Annotated in this window: 11 protein-coding genes; 8 read left to right on the forward strand and 3 right to left on the reverse strand. The window is 64.8% G+C overall.

Translation table 11 applies throughout. The features are described 5' to 3' along the window. Positions 1-134 precede the first annotated feature (134 nt). On the forward strand, positions 135-5,606 hold the full coding sequence (locus CO666_RS08750; RefSeq protein WP_097611664.1) for an alpha-2-macroglobulin family protein: 5,472 nt from the start codon (positions 135-137) through the stop codon (positions 5,604-5,606). Continuing rightward, the gene (gene pbpC, locus CO666_RS08755; protein ID WP_097611665.1) at positions 5,603-7,684 is read left to right on the forward strand and encodes a penicillin-binding protein 1C; all 2,082 of its coding nucleotides are present in this window, start codon (positions 5,603-5,605) and stop codon (positions 7,682-7,684) included. Before CO666_RS08750 ends, pbpC begins: the two co-directional genes overlap by 4 nt. Positions 7,685-7,713: 29 nt before the next feature. Here the strand turns inward: pbpC and CO666_RS08760 are convergent, their stop codons facing one another. Further along, complete coding sequence (locus CO666_RS08760; RefSeq protein ID WP_097611666.1) at positions 7,714-8,175, reverse strand: Lrp/AsnC family transcriptional regulator; 462 nt, start codon at positions 8,173-8,175, stop codon at positions 7,714-7,716. A gap of 13 nt (positions 8,176-8,188) precedes the next feature. Beyond that, positions 8,189-8,377, reverse strand: a complete 189-nt coding sequence (locus CO666_RS08765; RefSeq protein ID WP_097611667.1) for a hypothetical protein — start codon at positions 8,375-8,377, stop codon at positions 8,189-8,191. Between CO666_RS08765 and CO666_RS08770 the strand changes: the two genes are divergently transcribed. The 4 genes from CO666_RS08770 (at position 8,376) to cueR (ending at position 15,382) form a co-directional block, all read left to right on the forward strand. Further along, entirely contained in the window at positions 8,376-9,602 is a 1,227-nt protein-coding gene (locus CO666_RS08770; RefSeq protein WP_097611668.1) for an MFS transporter, read from the forward strand. The genes CO666_RS08765 and CO666_RS08770 overlap by 2 nt on opposite strands. 133 nt (positions 9,603-9,735) lie before the next feature. Beyond that, entirely contained in the window at positions 9,736-12,345 is a 2,610-nt protein-coding gene (gene treY, locus CO666_RS08775; protein ID WP_097611669.1) for a malto-oligosyltrehalose synthase, read from the forward strand. A 112-nt stretch (positions 12,346-12,457) separates the two neighbouring features. Next, entirely contained in the window at positions 12,458-14,983 is a 2,526-nt protein-coding gene (locus CO666_RS08780; RefSeq protein ID WP_097611670.1) for a heavy metal translocating P-type ATPase, read from the forward strand. 9 nt (positions 14,984-14,992) lie between these two features. Further along, positions 14,993-15,382 (forward strand): Cu(I)-responsive transcriptional regulator, encoded by a 390-nt coding sequence (gene cueR, locus CO666_RS08785; RefSeq protein ID WP_097611671.1) that lies wholly within the window; start codon positions 14,993-14,995, stop codon positions 15,380-15,382. Between the two features lie 17 nt (positions 15,383-15,399). On the opposite strand, the gene CO666_RS08790 is transcribed toward cueR, so the two are convergent. Further along, positions 15,400-15,693, reverse strand: a complete 294-nt coding sequence (locus tag CO666_RS08790) for a hypothetical protein (RefSeq protein WP_097611672.1) — start codon at positions 15,691-15,693, stop codon at positions 15,400-15,402. A 186-nt stretch (positions 15,694-15,879) separates the two neighbouring features. Between CO666_RS08790 and CO666_RS08795 the strand changes: the two genes are divergently transcribed. Both CO666_RS08795 and CO666_RS08800 read left to right on the forward strand, forming a co-directional pair. Beyond that, positions 15,880-16,419, forward strand: a complete 540-nt coding sequence (locus CO666_RS08795) for a sigma-70 family RNA polymerase sigma factor (protein WP_097611673.1) — start codon at positions 15,880-15,882, stop codon at positions 16,417-16,419. Next, a complete protein-coding gene (locus tag CO666_RS08800; protein ID WP_097611674.1) occupies positions 16,406-17,173 on the forward strand; it encodes an anti-sigma factor family protein in 768 nt (255 codons plus the stop codon). The genes CO666_RS08795 and CO666_RS08800 overlap by 14 nt, the downstream gene beginning before the upstream one ends. Positions 17,174-17,184 lie beyond the last annotated feature (11 nt).

Raw genomic sequence — 17,184 nt, forward strand, 5'->3', positions numbered from 1 at the left:
GCCGATGTGACAGCCGGACGAAAGCGCCTGTGCGAAGTTGAAACAGCGCGCGAGTCGAGTTGACAATTTCGCGTGGAGTGAGGAGAGTGCCGGCCGGTAAGAGCCTGCATCGCTTGTATCCTTGGGGGGAACCTATGTCCGTGCGCTCGTTTTTCGCTTTCGCGACAATCGCATTTTTTTCCACGATCGCCATCAGCTTTCCCGCCGCCGCTGCGGACACCAGGCGCGACATCCAGACGATCAAGGACGCCGATTTCTTCGGCTTCGATCTTCGCACCGAGCAGAACGTCTCGCTCGATCAGTGCAAGACCTCCTGCATCGGCGACAAGAGCTGCAAGGCCTTCACCTACAATCCCAAGGTGAAATGGTGTTTCCTGAAGTCGGACTTCAAGACGATGAACGCCTTCCCCGGCGCCATCGCCGGCAAGATCGTGGAGACCGCAGGCAAACAGGAGCCGGATCTCGGCGCTGCGCCACGCCTGACCTTCCTGAGCAACGACCTCATTCAGCAGGCCCACGACTTCAAGGATAATCTGGCGCTGACCGACGGCCAGCAAGGCCAGGGCGTCGACAGCCTGACGGCCAATGCCCGTCTCGATATGACCGCCAACAATCTGACCGACGCGCTGATCGCCTTCCACGGCGCCCTGTCGATCACGCCAGACGATGCCGATCTCTGGCTCGAAACCGCTCGTGCTGCAATTTCCTACGGCAGCACCGAGAGCAGCGTCACCGGCCAGGCCGTGATCGACGCGCTGAACGGCTACGAGCTGACCCGCACCAAGCCCAAGCGCGCCGAGGCGCTCTCCGTGCTGGCCACCGCTCTGGAACGAAACGCCAATTACCGGCCGGCCCTCGACGCCTACAAGGCGAGCCTGGCGCTGGTTGCCGCCGACGATGTGCAGGCGGCCTACGTGCAGCTGAAATCGACGCAGGGCTTCCGCATCACCGAACACACGGTCGACGCCGACAGCGCTAACCCGCGGGCCTGCGTCACCTTCTCCGAGGCGCTGATCAAGACCACCGACTATACGCCCTTCGTGACGCTGAACGGGGCCGCCCCCAAGGCGCTGGAAACCAAGGACAAGCAGATCTGCGTCGAGGGGCTGACGCATGGCGAGACCTACAAGATCGCCTTCCGCACCGGCCTGCCGTCATCCGTCGACGAGCCGCTCGACGCCGCCGTCAGCATCGACATCTATATCAAGGACCGCAGCCAGATGGTGCGCTTCACCGGCGACAGCTTCGTGCTGCCCTCGACGGCGCGCCGCGGCATCCCGCTGGTCTCGGTCAATATGGCGTCGGCCAACCTCAAACTCTACCGCATCGGCGATCGCGCCATTGCGCCGCTCTTGACCAACTCGCAATTCCTGACCCAGCTCGACGGCTACAGCGCCCAGAACATTCAGGACCAGAACGGCGAACTCGTCTGGCAGGGCTCGATCGACATCGCCAACGAGCTCAACAAGGACATCGTCACCAGCTTCCCGGTCGACGAGGCGCTGCCCGAGCGCAAGCCCGGCATCTACGTGCTGACCGCAACCGGCCCGAACGGCCCGGCGCAGGAGTGGGATTCGCAGGCGACGCAATGGTTCCTGGTCTCCGATATCGGCATCACCACCTATGCCGGCACCGACGGGCTCAACGTCTTCACCCGCTCGCTCGCCTCGGCCAAGCCGATCGCAGGCGTCGAGCTGCAGCTGCTTGCCAAGAACAATGAGGTGCTCGGCACCGCGACAACAGACGAAAACGGCCGCGCCACCTTCACCGCCGGCCTGATCCGCGGCACGGCGGCGCTGACGCCCGCCGTCATCGCCGCCAGGAACGGCACCTCGGACTACGTCTTCCTCGACATGACGCGGGCCGGCTTCGACCTCTCCGACCGCGGCGTCACCGGCCGCGCCGCCCCCGGCGCGATCGATGTGCTCACCTTCACCGAACGCGGCATCTACCGCGCCGGCGAGACGGTGCATGCGCAGGCGCTCGCCCGCGACACCGACGGCAACGCCATCGAGAACCTGCCGCTCACCTTCATCTTCAGCCGCCCGGATGGCGTCGAAGACCGGCGGATCGTCAGCCAGACCAGCAATCTCGGCGGTTACAGCGTCGATTTCGCCACCCAGGAAAACGCCATGCGCGGCACCTGGACGATGAATATCTATACCGACCCCAAGGGCAGCGCGATTGCCAGCAAGAGCTTCCTCGTCGACGATTTCGTGCCCGATCGCACCGACATGGAAATCAAGACCGAGGCCAAGGAAATCGGCCCGGATACGCCGGCGACGATCACCATTGCGGGCAAATATCTCTATGGCGCCCCGGCCGCCGGCCTGACGCTCGAAGGCGACGTCGTCGTCAAGCCGACGCGCGAGAGTGCGGCCTATAAGGGCTTCCTGTTCGGGCTTGCCGACGAGGAGGCGAGCGAGGATTCCCGCCTGCCGATCGACGGACTGCCCGAGCTCGACGAGAATGGCGAAGCCTCGACTGATCTCACCGTCGGCGACCTGCCGGCAACGACGCAGCTGCTCAACGCCACCGTCTATGTGAGAATGCAGGAAGCGGGCGGACGCGCCATCGAGCGCTCGCTGGTGCTGCCGGTGAAGAATGAGCGGGCTTCGATCGGCATCAAGCCGGAATTTTCCGACGACCTGCCCGAGAACTCGATCGCCAACTTCACGGTGATCGGCGTCAACGCCGACGGACAGAAGCAGGAAGCCAAGGGCCTGCGCTGGAAATTCTACAGCCTCAACCGCGAATACCAATGGTATCGCGAGGGAACGGCGTGGAAATACGAGCCGGTCTATACCGCCGAGCAGGTTGCCAACGGCAGCGTCGACGCGACGATGGACGGCGGCAAGATTTCCGTGCCGGTGAAATGGGGCCGCTATCGCCTCGAAGTGGAAAGCCCGGATGCCGACGGCCCGACCTCCAGCGTCGAATTCGACGCCGGCTGGTTCGTCACCTCGACCTCGACCGAAACACCGGACGGGCTTGAGATCGCCCTCGACAAGGACAGCTACAAGATCGGCGACACCGCCAAGCTGAAAGTCACCTCGCGCTACGGCGGCGAGCTGATGGTGACGGCCGGAACCGAAAAGCTGGTCGCCGTGCAGAACGCAACCATGGGCGAGAGCGGCGGTGAAGTCGACATCCCGGTCACTGCGGATTGGGGTGCCGGCGCTTATGTCACCGCGACACTCTTCCGCCCCGGCGATGCCCAGGACAGCCACATGCCGATGCGCTCGATCGGCATCAAATGGCTGAAGGTCGATCCGGAACAGCGCGCATTGCAGGTCAAGCTCGAGACGCCGGAAAAGATGCTGCCGCGCGGACCGCTTGAGATCGGCCTGCAGGTGGCGGGCGCCGGCGCCGATGAGGACGCCTATGTCACGGTTGCCGCCGTCGATGTCGGCATTCTCAACCTGACGCGTTACGAACCGCCGAATCCGGAGGACTGGTATTTCGGCCAGCGCCAGCTTGGCCTTGAAATCCGCGACCTCTATGGCCGCCTGATCGATGGCTCGTTGGGTGCGACCGGCAAGCTGAGGACCGGCGGCGACGGCGGTGCGGTGGCGCTGCAGGCAAGCCCGCCGACCCAGAAGCTCGTCGCCTTCTTCTCCGGCCCGGTCAAGCTCGACGCCGAAGGCAAGGCGCATATCTCCTTCGACATTCCGCAATTCAACGGCACGGCGCGCGTCATGGCCGTGGCATGGTCGAAATCCGGTGTCGGCCACGGCGTCAAGGATGTGATCATCCGCGATCCCGTCGTCGTGACCGCCAGCCTGCCGAAATTCCTTGCCCCCGGCGACAAGGCCAATCTGCGCCTCGACATCGCCAATACCGATGCGCCGGCCGGCGATTACAAGCTGCAGCTGACCGGCAACGACGCGGTCGGCATCGAACAAGCCTCCGCCGCCCAGACGATCCGCCTCGAGGCGGGCGCGAAGTCCGAGCTGACGTTGTCGCTGATCGGCAAGCAGCCGGGCGCCGGCAGCGTCTCGATCAACCTCTCCGACGCCGCCGGCCTGTCGCTCGACCAGACGGTCGACGTGCCGGTGCGGCCGGCATCGCTGCCAATCACCGAACGGCGGGTGCTGGCGCTGAAGCCCGGGGCAAAACTCACCGTCGACAAGAACCTGCTCGCCGACAGCGTGCTGCCCGGCGCTTCGATCAGCGTCAACGTCACGCGGTCGGCCGCCTTCGACATTCCCGCCCTGCTGATGACGCTCGACCGCTATCCCTTCGGTTGCGCCGAGCAGACCACCAGCCGGGCACTGCCGCTGCTCTACCTCGCCGAAGTCGCAAAGCAGGCCGGCATCGAAAATGACGACGACGTGCACAAACGGGTGCAGGATGCGATCTACCGCGTGCTCTCCTACCAGGCCTCGGCCGGCAGCTTCGGCCTCTGGGGACCGGATTCGGGCGACGTCTGGCTCGATTCCTACGTTACCGATTTCCTGACGCGGGCCCGCGAAATGAAATACGACGTGCCGGAAAAGGCCTTCGTGCAGGCCCTGGAGAACCTGCAGAACACGCTGTCCTACACCACCGACATCAAGGGCCAGGGCGACCAGATCGCCTATGCCGTCTACGTGCTTGCCCGCAACAAGAAGGCGGCGATCAGCGATCTGCGCTACTACGCCGATACGATGATCAACGACTTCCCGACGCCGCTCGCCAAGGCGCATATCGCCGCCGCGCTGGCGCTCTACGGCGATGCGCAGCGTTCGAAGAACATCTTCCTCGACGCGCTGCAAATGTCGCAGCAGTCGATGGTCTCGCGCGTGAACTTCTCGCGCACCGATTACGGCACGATCCTGCGCGATGGCGCTGCGATCCTCGCACTTGCCGCCGAAAGCCGGCCGGTGCCGCCGGTCATTCCGGAACTCTCCAAGGCCGTCGCCAAGGAATGGGGACGCAGCAAATACAAGAGCACCCAGGAAGAGACTTGGATGCTGCTTGCCGCGCGCGCCATCCAGGGCGGTGATGACGACCTGAAAATCGACGTCAACGGCGCCGCGCACACCGGCGCCTATATGGCCAGCATGAGCGGCGAGGCGCTCGCCGACCATCCGCTGACGCTGACCAACCAGACGAGTGACGCGGTCTCGGCCGTCGTCACCACCGTTGCCGCCCCGACCACGCCGCTGCCGGCCGGCGGCGACGGCTTCCTGATCGAGCGCAGCTATTACACGCTCGACGGCGAGGAGGCGAATGTCAGCGAAGCGAAACAGAACGAGCGCTACGTCGTCGTCATCCATGTGCGCGAAACCAACGACTGGCCGTCGCGCATCGTCATCACCGATCTCCTGCCGGCCGGCTTCGAGATCGACAATCCCAACCTGGTCGACAGCGCCCAGATGACGAATTTCGACTGGATCGGCGAGATCTCGGCGGCCCATACCGAATTCCGCTACGACCGCTTCGTCGCCGCCTTCAACCGCGCTCAGGGCGATGAGCGCGAATTCAACGTCGCCTATGTCGTGCGCGCCGTCACCCCCGGCGCCTACGACCATCCGGCCGCCAGCGTCGAGGACATGTACCGTCCCGAGCTTTCCGCCCGCACGGCGACCGGCAAGATGGAGGTCGTGGCGGCGCAACAATGAGGCTGTGGCACAAGTTTGCGATCGGATCCGCCGCCGGCATCGTTCTTGCCGGCGCGGCTCTCTTCGCGCTCGACGCCGCCGACAAGGCCTTTCCGCCGCCGCTCGACAAGGCGGATCAGGTTTCCGCCGAGGTGCTGGATGCCGACGGGCAATTGCTGCGCGCCTTTGCGACCTCGCAAGGCCGCTGGCGGCTGAAGACTGTGGTCACCGACGTCGATCCGCAATTCCTGCGCATGCTTGTTGCCTATGAGGACCAGCGCTTCTACGATCACGGCGGCGTCGACGTCTGGGCGCTCGGGCGCGCCGCCATGCAATTGATCCGCAACGGCCGCATCGTCTCCGGCGCCTCGACGCTGTCGATGCAGGTGGCGCGGCTGATCGAACCGCGCGAAGGGCGCTCGCTTTCGGCAAAGCTCCTGCAATTGGTGCGCGCCGTGCAGATCGAGCGGCGGCTGTCGAAAGAGCAGATCCTCGATCTCTATCTCACCCATGCGCCCTATGGCGGCAATCTGGAAGGTGTGCGCGCCGCAAGCCTTGCCTATTTCGGCAAGGAGCCGCGCCGCCTGACGGTCGCGGAAGCCGCCCTGCTCGTCGCCCTGCCGCAATTGCCGGAACGGCGCCGGCCGGACCGCAATCTCAAGGCAGCCGAGGCGGCGCGCCAGCGTGTGCTCGACCGCGTGGCGGTGACCGAGGCCGTCGGCGACGGCGAGGCGGAGCGGGCCGAGGGTGTCGCCATCCCGCCGCGGCGCATGCAATTGCCGGCGCTCGCCGCCCACGTCGCCGAAGCAGCACTGCGCAAGGAGCCTGATGTCCTCAAGCACCAGACGACCTTGAAGAAACAGGTGCAGCAGGGGCTGGAAGCGGTCGCGCGGGCCGCGGCGATGAAGCTCGGGCCGAAGCTGTCGCTCGCCATGGTGATGGCGGATGCCCAGACCGGCGCGATCGTCGGCGAGGTCGGCTCGGCCGATTATTTCGATGCCAGCCGCTCCGGCTGGATCGACATGACGCGCGTCAGCCGCTCCCCGGGCTCGACGCTGAAGCCCTTCATCTACGGCCTCGCCTTCGAGCAAGGCCTCGTCTCCCAGGAGACGATCATCGAGGACCGGCCGGCCGATTTCTTCGGCTACCGGCCGCGCAATTTCGACATGAGCTACCAGGGCGACGTCACCGTGCGCGAGGCCTTGCAGCTCTCCTTGAACGTGCCGGCCGTCAAACTGCTCGATGCCGTCGGCCCGTCGCGACTGATGGTGCGCTTCCGCCGCGCCGAGGTGCGCCCGGTGCTGCCGCCGAACGAGACGCCGGGGCTGGCGATCGGTCTCGGCGGCGTCGGCCTGACGCTGAAGGATCTGGTGCAGCTCTATACGGCGCTCGCCAATCGCGGCCAGCCGGCGAGGCTCGGCGACGGCATCACCGGCACACCGGGCAAGCTCGACGGCGAACCGCTGCTGGAGCCGGTCGCGGTCTGGAACATCGCCGATATTCTCTCCGGCGTCATTCCCCCCGCCGGCGCGCCGCAGCGCGGCATCGCCTACAAGACCGGCACCAGCTACGGCTATCGCGACGCCTGGTCGGTCGGGTATGACGGGCGCTATGTGCTCGGCGTCTGGGTCGGACGGCCCGACAACAGCGCCGTGCCGGGTTTGACCGGCTACGGCACCGCCGCACCGATCCTGTTCGAAGGCTTCGCCAAATCGGGCATCTCGACGACCCCGCTGCCCCGCCCGCCAGCCGGCGCCGTGCGCATCGCCCAATCCGAGCTGCCGATCAGCCAGCGACGTTTCGCGCTGAATGCCAGCGGCCTGCTCGTCGCCTCCGGCCGCGAGCCGGCGCCGCAGATCGTCTATCCGCCCGAGGGCGCCCATATCGATCTCGGCGCCGGAGCCGGCGACCTGTCGCCGCTGATGCTGAAGCTGCAGGGCGGCCGCGCCCCCTTCCGCTGGCTTGCCAACGGCAAGCCGCTGCCCGATCTCTCCCGCCGGCGCACCCAGCAATGGCTGCCGGATGGCGGCGGCTACTCGAAACTGACCGTCATCGACTCGGCCGGCCGCGCCGCCAGCGTCGGCGTTTTCATCGATTGAGCATCGGCCTGAAGCTACGATTTGGCCGGTCACTCATCGACGGACAAGGCCAATCCATGCTTGACCGTCTTCAGCGCGATCAGGCTCTTGTATTTTCGCACAAGCGCCTGTTGCTCGTTCATCAGCCGGTCGACGAAGCCGTTGTATTCTTCGAGATCGCGGACAGCCACCAGCAGGACAAAGTCGACATCGCCGGTGACATACCAGCATGATTGGACTTCCGGCGCACGGTCCAACCACCGCTGGAATTGCTCCAGCGTGTGTCGATGTTCGTTCTGGAATTCGAGCTCGACCAGGATGGACAGGGTCCGATCGACAGCTTTTGGACTGACCACCGCCACGATCTTCTCGATGATGCCATCCTGCTTCAGCTTGCCGATCCGGCGTTCGACGGCCGAGGTGGACAGGTTGACCGCGTCGGCAATGACCTTGCCGGGAATGTCGGCGTTTTCCTGCAGGATCGATAGAATGGTTCGATCGATATCGTCCATAGCGTGTTTCCAATCATATGCGCGGAAATTCCGCTAAATATTTCACGTCAGCGCGGTTTTCCCGCATCGTAAATGCATAATCTCTTTCCATGACAAAACAACCATTTCTCTCCGCCGCATCGCCAAGCCAGGCCTCGACCAGGTCTGCGCAGGCCGCCTCCCCTCGCCCGTAAGCAAATCGTTTTCGCGGTTCACCCATCATGTCCGAACTTGTTTCGCCGCGCGTCGGCGCTTTTCGCCACGCCGGCTTTCGTCACTATTGGATCGCCCGTTTCCTCGCCAACTTCTCCGGCCAGATCATGGGTGTGTCGGTGGGCTGGCAGGTCTATGACATCACCCGCGACCCCTTCGATCTCGGCATGGTCGGCCTCACGCTGTTCCTGCCGGCCTTCCTGCTCGTGCTGGTGACCGGCGCCGTTGCCGATCGTTTCAACCGTGTGCTGATCATGACGGGCTGCATCGTCGGCGAGGGGCTGTGCGCGCTGGCCCTGCTGCTATTCACCGTGACGGAAGGGCAAACGGTGGTGCCGATCTTTTGCACGCTCGCGGTGCTCGGCACGCTGCGCGCCTTCTTCGGCCCGGCACAGCAGTCGTTGATGCCCAGCCTCGTGCCGGCGCAAGAGCGTGCCAGTGCCATCGCCTGGGGCACCTCCTCCTGGCAGATCGCGACCATCGCCGGGCCGGTCGCCGGCGGCCTGCTTTACGGCATCTCGCCCGACGCGGCCTATATGACCTCTTTCGCGCTGCTTGCCGCCGCGGCGGCGATGAGCATCCGCGTACCGGCCGGCGGGCACGTCACCGGGGAAAGACCGAGCCTGGAGACGGTCGTTGCCGGCTTCCGTTACATTTGGAAGGAGAAGATCGTGCTGGGTGCCATCTCCTTCGATCTTTTCGCCATGCTGCTCGGCGGCGCCTCGGCCTTGCTGCCCGTCTACGCGCGCGACATTCTCGCCGTCGGCCCGTGGGGGCTCGGCCTCCTGCGCGCAGCACCCGGCATCGGCTCGATCCTGGTGGCAGCCTTCCTCTTGCGCCATCCCGTGAAAGACCATGCCGGCGTGATCATGTTCGTCTGCGTCGCGCTGGTCGGTTTGTGCATTGCCGTGTTCGGCGCCTCGACGGCGGTCTGGCTATCGGTGCTGGCGCTCGGCCTGATGGGCGGTTTCGATATGGTCAGCGTCTATGTGCGCGAGACGCTGATCCAGTTGCGAACGCCCGATGCCGTGCGCGGGCGCGTCAACGCGGTGAACATGGCATTCGTCGGCGCCTCGAACGAGCTCGGCGAATTCCGCGCCGGCATCTCCGCCTGGGCTCTCGGCGCCGTGCCGGCGGTGATGATCGGCGGCGCCGCGACGATCGGTGTGTCGGCGCTGTGGTGGTATTGGTTTCCGCAGTTGCGCGAGGCAAGGCATTTGCAGGACGGGGCATAGTTTCGCCCTGTGCCCTCCTCACCCAAGACTACCCCCGGCCAAAATCGCAGCTTCGGAGCGACCGGCGCTTTAAGGGAACAAAAACCCGGCCACAACCGTTGAAAAGGGTCTTTCTCCAACGTCCGACGGCCTCATGACACTTCCGACAGCGACCTACCGGATCCAATTCCGCAACGGCATGACCTTCGATCGCGCCTGCGGCCTTATTCCCTACCTCAAGAGGCTCGGCATCAGCCACCTTTACGCCTCACCGATCTTCACCGCCGTCCGCGGCTCGACCCACGGCTACGACGTCACCGATGCCAACGAGATCGATCCGGCGCTCGGCGGCCGGGCGGGGTTCGAGCGGCTGACGGAACGCCTTGCCGCGGCGGGCATGGGCCTGATCCTGGACATCGTTCCGAACCACATGGCCGCCTCGCCTGAGAACGGCTGGTGGCGCGACGTGCTGGCCTTCGGCCGGCAGAGCGCCTATGCCGGCCACTTCGACATCGATTGGCGCGAGCCGCTGACCCTGCCGCAGCTCGGCCAGGATTTCGAGGCGGCGCTCGCCGCCGGCGAGCTCGGCATCGCGCTCGACGAAACCCACGGCAACTTCGCCTTCGCCTATTTCGAGACGCTGCTGCCACTGACCCCCAGCAGTTACGGCACACTCGCCAACCGGCTCGACGACCCGGTCGCAACGAGAATGGCAGAGGCTGCGGCCGTGACCTCAGGCGAGGACTTCGCCCGGGCGATGCGCGACATTCTTTTCGAAGGCGGTGACGGGGTGCTGCTCCGGCAAAAGCTCGAGGACGTCTCGGCCGATCGCGATTTCCTCCAAAGCCTGCATGAGGCGCAGCACTGGCGGCTCACTTATTGGAAGGAAGCGGCGCGGCATCTGAGCTATCGCCGTTTTTTCGAGGTGACCGGGCTGGTCGGCACCCGCGTCGAAGATCCTCCAGTGTTCGAGGATCTCCATCGGCTGACGATGGAGCTGGTGCGCCATGGCAAGGTGCAGGGCCTGCGCATCGACCATGTCGACGGGCTCGCCGAACCCAAGGCCTATATCGACAGGCTGAGGGCGGCGGTCGGACCGGACACCTATATCGTCGTCGAGAAAATCCTCGGGCCTGCCGAGGTGCTGCCGGAGAGCTGGCCGGTCGCCGGTACCACCGGATATGAGTTCATCGCCGCCCTCGGCGAGCTGTTCATCGACGGCGGCGGTCTGCGTATCCTGGACGAGGCCTATCGCGGCGTCGCGGCCGAGACGGGCGATCTCGAAGAGAGCCGGCGGATTGCCAAGCGGCTGATGGTGGAGCGCAATTTCGCCGGCGAGACCGACAGGCTGGTGTCGATCGCGGCAGGCATCTTTCCCGAGCTGAAGAGAGGCGAGATCGCCACCGCACTCGCCGAATTGCTGATCGCCTTTCCCGTCTACCGCACCTATGGCGACGGCGGTCCGCTTTCCTGGCAGGATGCAGCGGTGCTTGCCGGGACCGCATCGCAAACCATGCCAAAGCTCGATGATCGCAGTGCATGCGACCATGTGCTGAAGCTTCTCGAAGGCAAGATCGAAGGGGATGCGGCCCACGCCTTCCGGATCCGCTTTCAGCAATTGAGCGGACCTGTCATGGCGAAGGCGACAGAGGATACGCTGTTTTACCGTTACAACAGGCTGCTTGCCGCAAACGAAGTGGGCGGCGAACCGGGCAAGGCGCCCGGCGGCACGGAGGAATTCCACCGCCGCATGGCCGAGCGCGCGCGGCTGCAGCCGCATGGACTGTCGGCAAGTGCCACCCACGACACCAAACGCGGCGAGGATGCCCGCGCCAGGCTCTACGCCTTGAGCGAGGGGGCAGATGTCTTCGTGCAGGCGGTGGCCCGCTGGCGCGAGATGAACCGGTCCCGGCTCAGGGACCTAGCGGATGGCGTAGCGCCGGAGCCGAATGTCGAATGGATGCTCTATCAGGCGCTCGCCGGCGTCTGGCCGGAGGATTTCGACCGGGGGCAGATGGATCAGCTTACCGAACGCTTCACCGGCTATGCGCTCAAGGCGGTGCGCGAGGCCAAACTGCGCAGCGACTGGACGGAACAGGACGCTGCTTATGAGGAAACGGTCACGGCCTATGCGGCAGCGCTGCTTTCGCCTGACAATGACGCCTTCCTCGAGGATTTCGAAAGCGTGCTGCAGCCCTTCATCGCCGCGGGTTATCTCAACAGCCTGTCGCAGACCCTCCTCAAGCTGACGGCGCCCGGCATTCCCGATCTCTACCAGGGCGCGGAGGGCTTCGATTTCAGCCTGGTCGATCCTGACAACCGCCGGCCGGTCGATCACGAACGGCTGGCCGCCTGGCTTGATGAAGCCGGGCCGATCGAAAAGCTGCAGGCGGCGGCCTTGAAGCAGCGCATCATCGCAATCGGCCTGCAGCTGCGCCGGCGGCACCCGGCTCTGTTTGCCAAAGGTGATTATCTGCCGCTGAAGGTAACGGGCAGCCGGCGCGATCATGTCCTGGCTTTTGCCCGCGTTCATCATGGTGATTTCGCGATCTCCGCCGTGCCCCGGCTGATGTTCGGCTGGCTCGATCCGGGCGTGCTCTTTGCCGGCCCGGAATTCTGGGAGGATACGGCGATAGCAGTCCCCTCCCCTCTTCACGGGCTGAAGGCGGATCTGGTGACCGGCAAGACGATCGAACCGGGCGGGAGCATTTCGCTCGCCGCTCTGCTCGGCAGCCAGCCGGTTGGGATGATCAGCCCGAATTGAGGACCGACGGCAGCCTTCGGAAAATCGGGCTTGCCAAAATTAGCGCTTGACCTTCCAGTTGCTGGAAGGTGGATAAACCTCTCCAACTGCCCCTCGGGCATAGGAGACAGGCATGACTATCAAACACGATCACGACCATCCTCATGGTCACGCCCATAGCGACGATCACAGCTGTTGCGGCCATGGCTCGAAAAAAGCTGCCGACGCGGTCACTCGTGATGCCGTCTGCGGCATGACCGTCGATCCGCAGGCCGGCAAACCTTCGTTCGATCACGCGGGCCGCCTCTATCATTTCTGCTCCGAGGGCTGCCGGACGAAATTTGCGGCTGCGCCACAGGACTACCTGACGGCGAAGGATCCCGTCTGCGGCATGAGCGTCGATCGCTCGACGGCGAAGCATTTCCTGAAAGCCGAGGGTGAGAAATTCTATTTCTGCTCAGCCGGCTGCAAGGCAAAATTCGAAACCGATCCCTCCGCCTATCGCGACGGCCAGCGCCCGCCGGCAAAGCCGGCGCCGAAGGGCACGCTCTATACCTGCCCGATGCATCCGGAAGTCATCAGCGACCGGCCCGGCGACTGCCCGAAATGCGGTATGGCGCTGGAGCCGATGGGCATTCCGCCTACCGACGAAGGTCCGAACCCGGAGCTCGTCGATTTCATCAGGCGGCTCTGGGTCAGCGCCGTGCTTGCTGTGTCGCTGCTGGCGCTCGGCATGGGGCCGATGCTCGGCCTGCCGCTGCGGGACATGATCGGCGAGCCGCTGGCGACCTATATCGAACTTCTGCTGGCGAGCCCGGTGGTGCTCTGGGCCGCCCTGCCCTTCTTCCGCCGTGCGTGGGCATCCGTCGTCAACCGCAGCCCGAACATGTGGACGCTGATCGGCCTCGGCGTGGGCACCGCCTATGTCTACAGCGTCATCGCCACGCTGGCCCCTGATCTCTTCCCGATGAGCTTCCGTGGCCACGGCGCAGCCGTGCCCGTCTATTTCGAGGCCGCCGCCGTCATCGTCGCGCTCGTCTTCGTCGGCCAGGTGCTGGAATTGAAGGCACGCGAGCGTACCGGTTCGGCGATCCGCGCTTTGCTCGACCTCGCGCCGAAGACGGCGCGGCGCATCGCTGCCGACGGCAGCGAGAGCGATGTTGAGGTGGACGAGATCCAGACCGGCGACCGATTGCGCGTGCGCCCCGGCGAGCGGGTGCCGGTGGACGGCTCCGTTCTCGAGGGTCAGTCGACCGTCGACGAATCGATGATATCGGGCGAGCCCTTGCCGATCGAGAAGTCGAAGGGCGATGCATTGACCGGCGGCACGATCAACAAGAACGGCTCCCTCGTCATGGCGGCCGAGAAGGTCGGTGCCGACACGGTGCTGTCGCGCATCGTCGACATGGTCGCCAAGGCGCAGCGCTCGCGCGCACCGATCCAGGGCGCCGTCGACCGGGTGTCGGCCATCTTCGTGCCGGCCGTCGTCGCCGTCGCCATTCTGGCCTTCCTCGTCTGGGCCGCGATCGGACCGGAGCCGAGCCTTGCCCATGCGCTGCTGGCCGCCGTCGCCGTTCTGATCATCGCCTGCCCTTGCGCGCTCGGTCTGGCGACGCCGATGTCGATCATGATCGCCACGGGCCGCGGCGCCCAGGCAGGCGTACTGATCAAGGACGCGGAAGCGCTGGAGCGCTTCTCCAAGGTCGGCACGCTGATCGTCGACAAGACCGGCACGCTGACCGAGGGTAAACCGAAGCTTACCGACATCATCGTCCTCGGCGGCGTCGGGGAAGACCGGCTGCTGTCGCTGGCGGCAAGCCTTGAGCGCGGTTCCGAACATCCGCTGGCCGAAGCGATCGTTTCCGGCGCCGAAGAGCGCGGCGTCGCCTTCGTGGACGTCACCGGCTTCGAGGCGACGACCGGCAAGGGTGTGCAGGGTCTTGCCGGCGGCGCGAGGGTGGCGCTCGGCAATGCGGCGATGCTCGCCGATCTCGGCATCGATCCGGCGGGGCTTTCCGACAAGACCGAAGCTCTGCGCGGCGACGGCAAGACGGTGATGTTCGTGGTGCTCGACGGCGCGCTTGCCGGTCTCGTCGCCGTTGCCGACCGGATCAAACCGACGACGGCTGCCGCCATCAAGGCGCTGCACGAAAGCGGGCTGAAGATTGTCATGGCGACGGGCGACAACAAGCGCACGGCCGAAGCGGTGGCCAAAAGCCTCGGCATCGACGAGGTGCGGGCCGACATGCTGCCGGAAGGCAAGAAGGCGCTGATCGACGAGCTGCGGGCCAGAGGCGCTATCGTCGCCATGGCCGGCGACGGCATCAACGACGCACCGGCGCTCGCCGCTGCCGATGTTGGCATCGCCATGGGCACCGGCGCCGATGTTGCGATGGAAAGCGCCGGCATCACCCTGGTGAAGGGCGATCTCACCGGCATCGTCAGGGCGCGGCGGCTGGCGGAGGCAACGATGCGCAACATCCGCCAGAATCTCGGCTTCGCCTTCGGCTATAATGCGCTCGGCGTTCCGGTCGCAGCCGGCGTGCTCTATCCCGTCTTCGGGCTGCTGCTGTCGCCGATGATCGCGGCGGCGGCCATGAGCCTCTCGTCGGTCTCGGTGATCGTGAATGCGCTGAGACTGCGTTTTGCAAAACTATAGGAGACGCCGATGAATATTGGCGAAGCATCGCAGCGGTCGGGTCTGCCGTCGAAGACCATCCGCTATTACGAGGATATCGGCCTCATCCGCCCCGAACGGGGCGGAAACGGCTATCGCGACTATGCCGCCGCCGACGTCCACAAGCTGCGCTTCCTGCAGCGCTCGCGCGGCCTCGGCTTTTCTGTCGAGGAATGCCGGCAGTTGCTGGCGCTCTACGAGGACAAGGACCGGGCGAGCGCCGACGTCAAGGATATCGCCGAGACCAAGCTTACCGAGATCGACCGCAAGATCCGCGAACTCTCGGAATTGCGCCGCACGCTGGAGCAGCTCGTGCATGCCTGCCACGGCAATGACAGGCCGGACTGTCCGATCCTCGAAGAGCTTTCGGACGGCAGCTGACCCTTGAGGCGACTGGATCAGGAAAACTGGGGGGTGTTCTGGTTGGCCGCCTGCGAGGATTGAACCTGCTCGTCGGCCTCCTCGTCTTCGCCGCCATCCAGCCGATGCTTGATCGCCAGCGCATAGATCACGTCGAGAATATTGCGGTCTTTCAGATGAGGATCGGTCAGCGCAAGAAGCGAAGCACGGACGATCTTCTTGCTGGTGGCATTCGGGCAACGTGCCTTGACGAAATCATAAAGCGCCTGATCCGTCAGCCCTTCCATGGCGCCGTCCACGAGAGCTTCGTAGACCCGCTTCTTTTCCTTCATTCTTTATTTCCCCTCAAATCAGCGGCGTCATGATCTGTCATGTAATTGTCATAAACAATCGCCGATTTAAGGTGCACATCCGCCGGAGAAGGAAATTTTGATTATTTTTCAGGCGGCGATCCTCGGCCCGGACGATTTTTTTGCGCCCGCTGGAATAAAATACGTCGCACTTCCGTATACTCAATCATGGACCGCAAAGAACGCCCCTTCGATGTCATCGGACAGCTTGCAGCGCTGAGGCGCTACGCGCGCGCGCTGGTGCGCAATGCGGATGAGGCGGAAGATCTGGTTCATGATGCGCTGGTGCGCGCCCTCGAGAAGAAAAAGAGCTTCCGCAGCGGCGGCAATCTACGCACCTGGCTGCTCTCCATCCTGCACAATGCCCATATCGACCGCCTGCGCCAGAACCGGTCGCTGACGCGCCGCCATGACGAGGCGGCTGTCGAAGCCGAGCAGTCGCTGCCGGCCGGGCAGGAACATGCGGTGCGTCTGCAGCAGGTGCGAGATGCCTTCTTCGGCCTGCCGGAGGAACAGCGCGAGGCGCTGCATCTCGTGGCGATCGAGGATCTCTCCTATCAGGAAGCCGCCCATGCGCTCGGCATTCCGATCGGCACATTGATGTCGCGCATCTCGCGTGCGCGCACCCAGCTGCGCGAATTCGAGGAGAAGACGCCGCGCGTTTCGCATCTGAGATTAATCCGAGGAGATGACAATGAAAGCAATTGATCCGATCCTCGATGCCGATCTCGACGCCTATGTGGATGGCGAGCTCGATGTCACCCGCCGCATCCAGGTGGAATCCTATCTTTCCGACCACCCGGCAATTGCCGCCAAGGTCATGGCCGATCTCAGCATGAAGGGCGAATTGCGCCTGGCGCTTGCCGGCGAAAGTGCCTTCGGCCGCCCCGAGACCCGCGATGCCGCCCGCCGGCTGGAACGCGGCCTTTCCTATGGCCGCATTTTCCATTCCCTGCAGCGCGTCGCCGCCGTCGGCATTCTAGTGACCGCCGGCTGGGTGGCGCACAATTCCTTCGGCGCCTTCTCGGCCACCGAGGTATCGGCGTCGGTGCCGGCACCGGCCTATGTCGAGGATGCTGTGCGCGCCTATCAGACCGCGGCACTGCGCCAATCGATGCCGCCGCAGACGCCGGCCACCTATAGCGCCGACGATATTCGCGCCGCCACCGCGATCGTCATGCCCGAACTGCCTGGGGATTGGAAAGTCGCCGACGTGCAGATCTTCCCGTCCGAATTCGGCCCCAGCGTCGAAATGGCGATCGAGCAGTCGGATGGAAAGCGGCTGTCGCTTTTCGCCGTCCGTCCGGGCGCCTTCGAGGTCAAGCCGGTCAGTCATCTCACGCTTCAGAAAGCAGAAGCCGCCTATTGGCAGATCGGCGAGGTCGCCTATGCGCTGATCGCCGCCGATAGCGGTCTCAATCTCGACCAGGCGGCCGAACGGCTCGCCCGCTCACTCTATTAGTTCAAACCGAG

It is taken from the genome of Rhizobium chutanense, from assembly GCF_002531935.1.
Classification (GTDB): domain Bacteria; phylum Pseudomonadota; class Alphaproteobacteria; order Rhizobiales; family Rhizobiaceae; genus Rhizobium; species Rhizobium chutanense.

Excerpts from the sequence above, each read along its gene's own strand:
- CO666_RS08750 (WP_097611664.1), top strand. The coding sequence starts at position 135 with ATGTCCGTGCGCTCGTTTTTCGCTTTCGCGACAATCGCATTTTTTTCC.
- pbpC (WP_097611665.1), top strand. The coding sequence starts at position 5,603 with ATGAGGCTGTGGCACAAGTTTGCGATCGGATCCGCCGCCGGCATCGTT.
- CO666_RS08760 (WP_097611666.1), bottom strand. The coding sequence starts at position 8,175 with ATGGACGATATCGATCGAACCATTCTATCGATCCTGCAGGAAAACGCC.
- CO666_RS08770 (WP_097611668.1), top strand. The coding sequence starts at position 8,376 with ATGTCCGAACTTGTTTCGCCGCGCGTCGGCGCTTTTCGCCACGCCGGC.
- CO666_RS08765 (WP_097611667.1), bottom strand. The coding sequence starts at position 8,377 with ATGATGGGTGAACCGCGAAAACGATTTGCTTACGGGCGAGGGGAGGCG.
- treY (WP_097611669.1), top strand. The coding sequence starts at position 9,736 with ATGACACTTCCGACAGCGACCTACCGGATCCAATTCCGCAACGGCATG.
- CO666_RS08780 (WP_097611670.1), top strand. The coding sequence starts at position 12,458 with ATGACTATCAAACACGATCACGACCATCCTCATGGTCACGCCCATAGC.
- cueR (WP_097611671.1), top strand. The coding sequence starts at position 14,993 with ATGAATATTGGCGAAGCATCGCAGCGGTCGGGTCTGCCGTCGAAGACC.
- CO666_RS08790 (WP_097611672.1), bottom strand. The coding sequence starts at position 15,693 with ATGAAGGAAAAGAAGCGGGTCTACGAAGCTCTCGTGGACGGCGCCATG.
- CO666_RS08795 (WP_097611673.1), top strand. The coding sequence starts at position 15,880 with ATGGACCGCAAAGAACGCCCCTTCGATGTCATCGGACAGCTTGCAGCG.
- CO666_RS08800 (WP_097611674.1), top strand. The coding sequence starts at position 16,406 with ATGAAAGCAATTGATCCGATCCTCGATGCCGATCTCGACGCCTATGTG.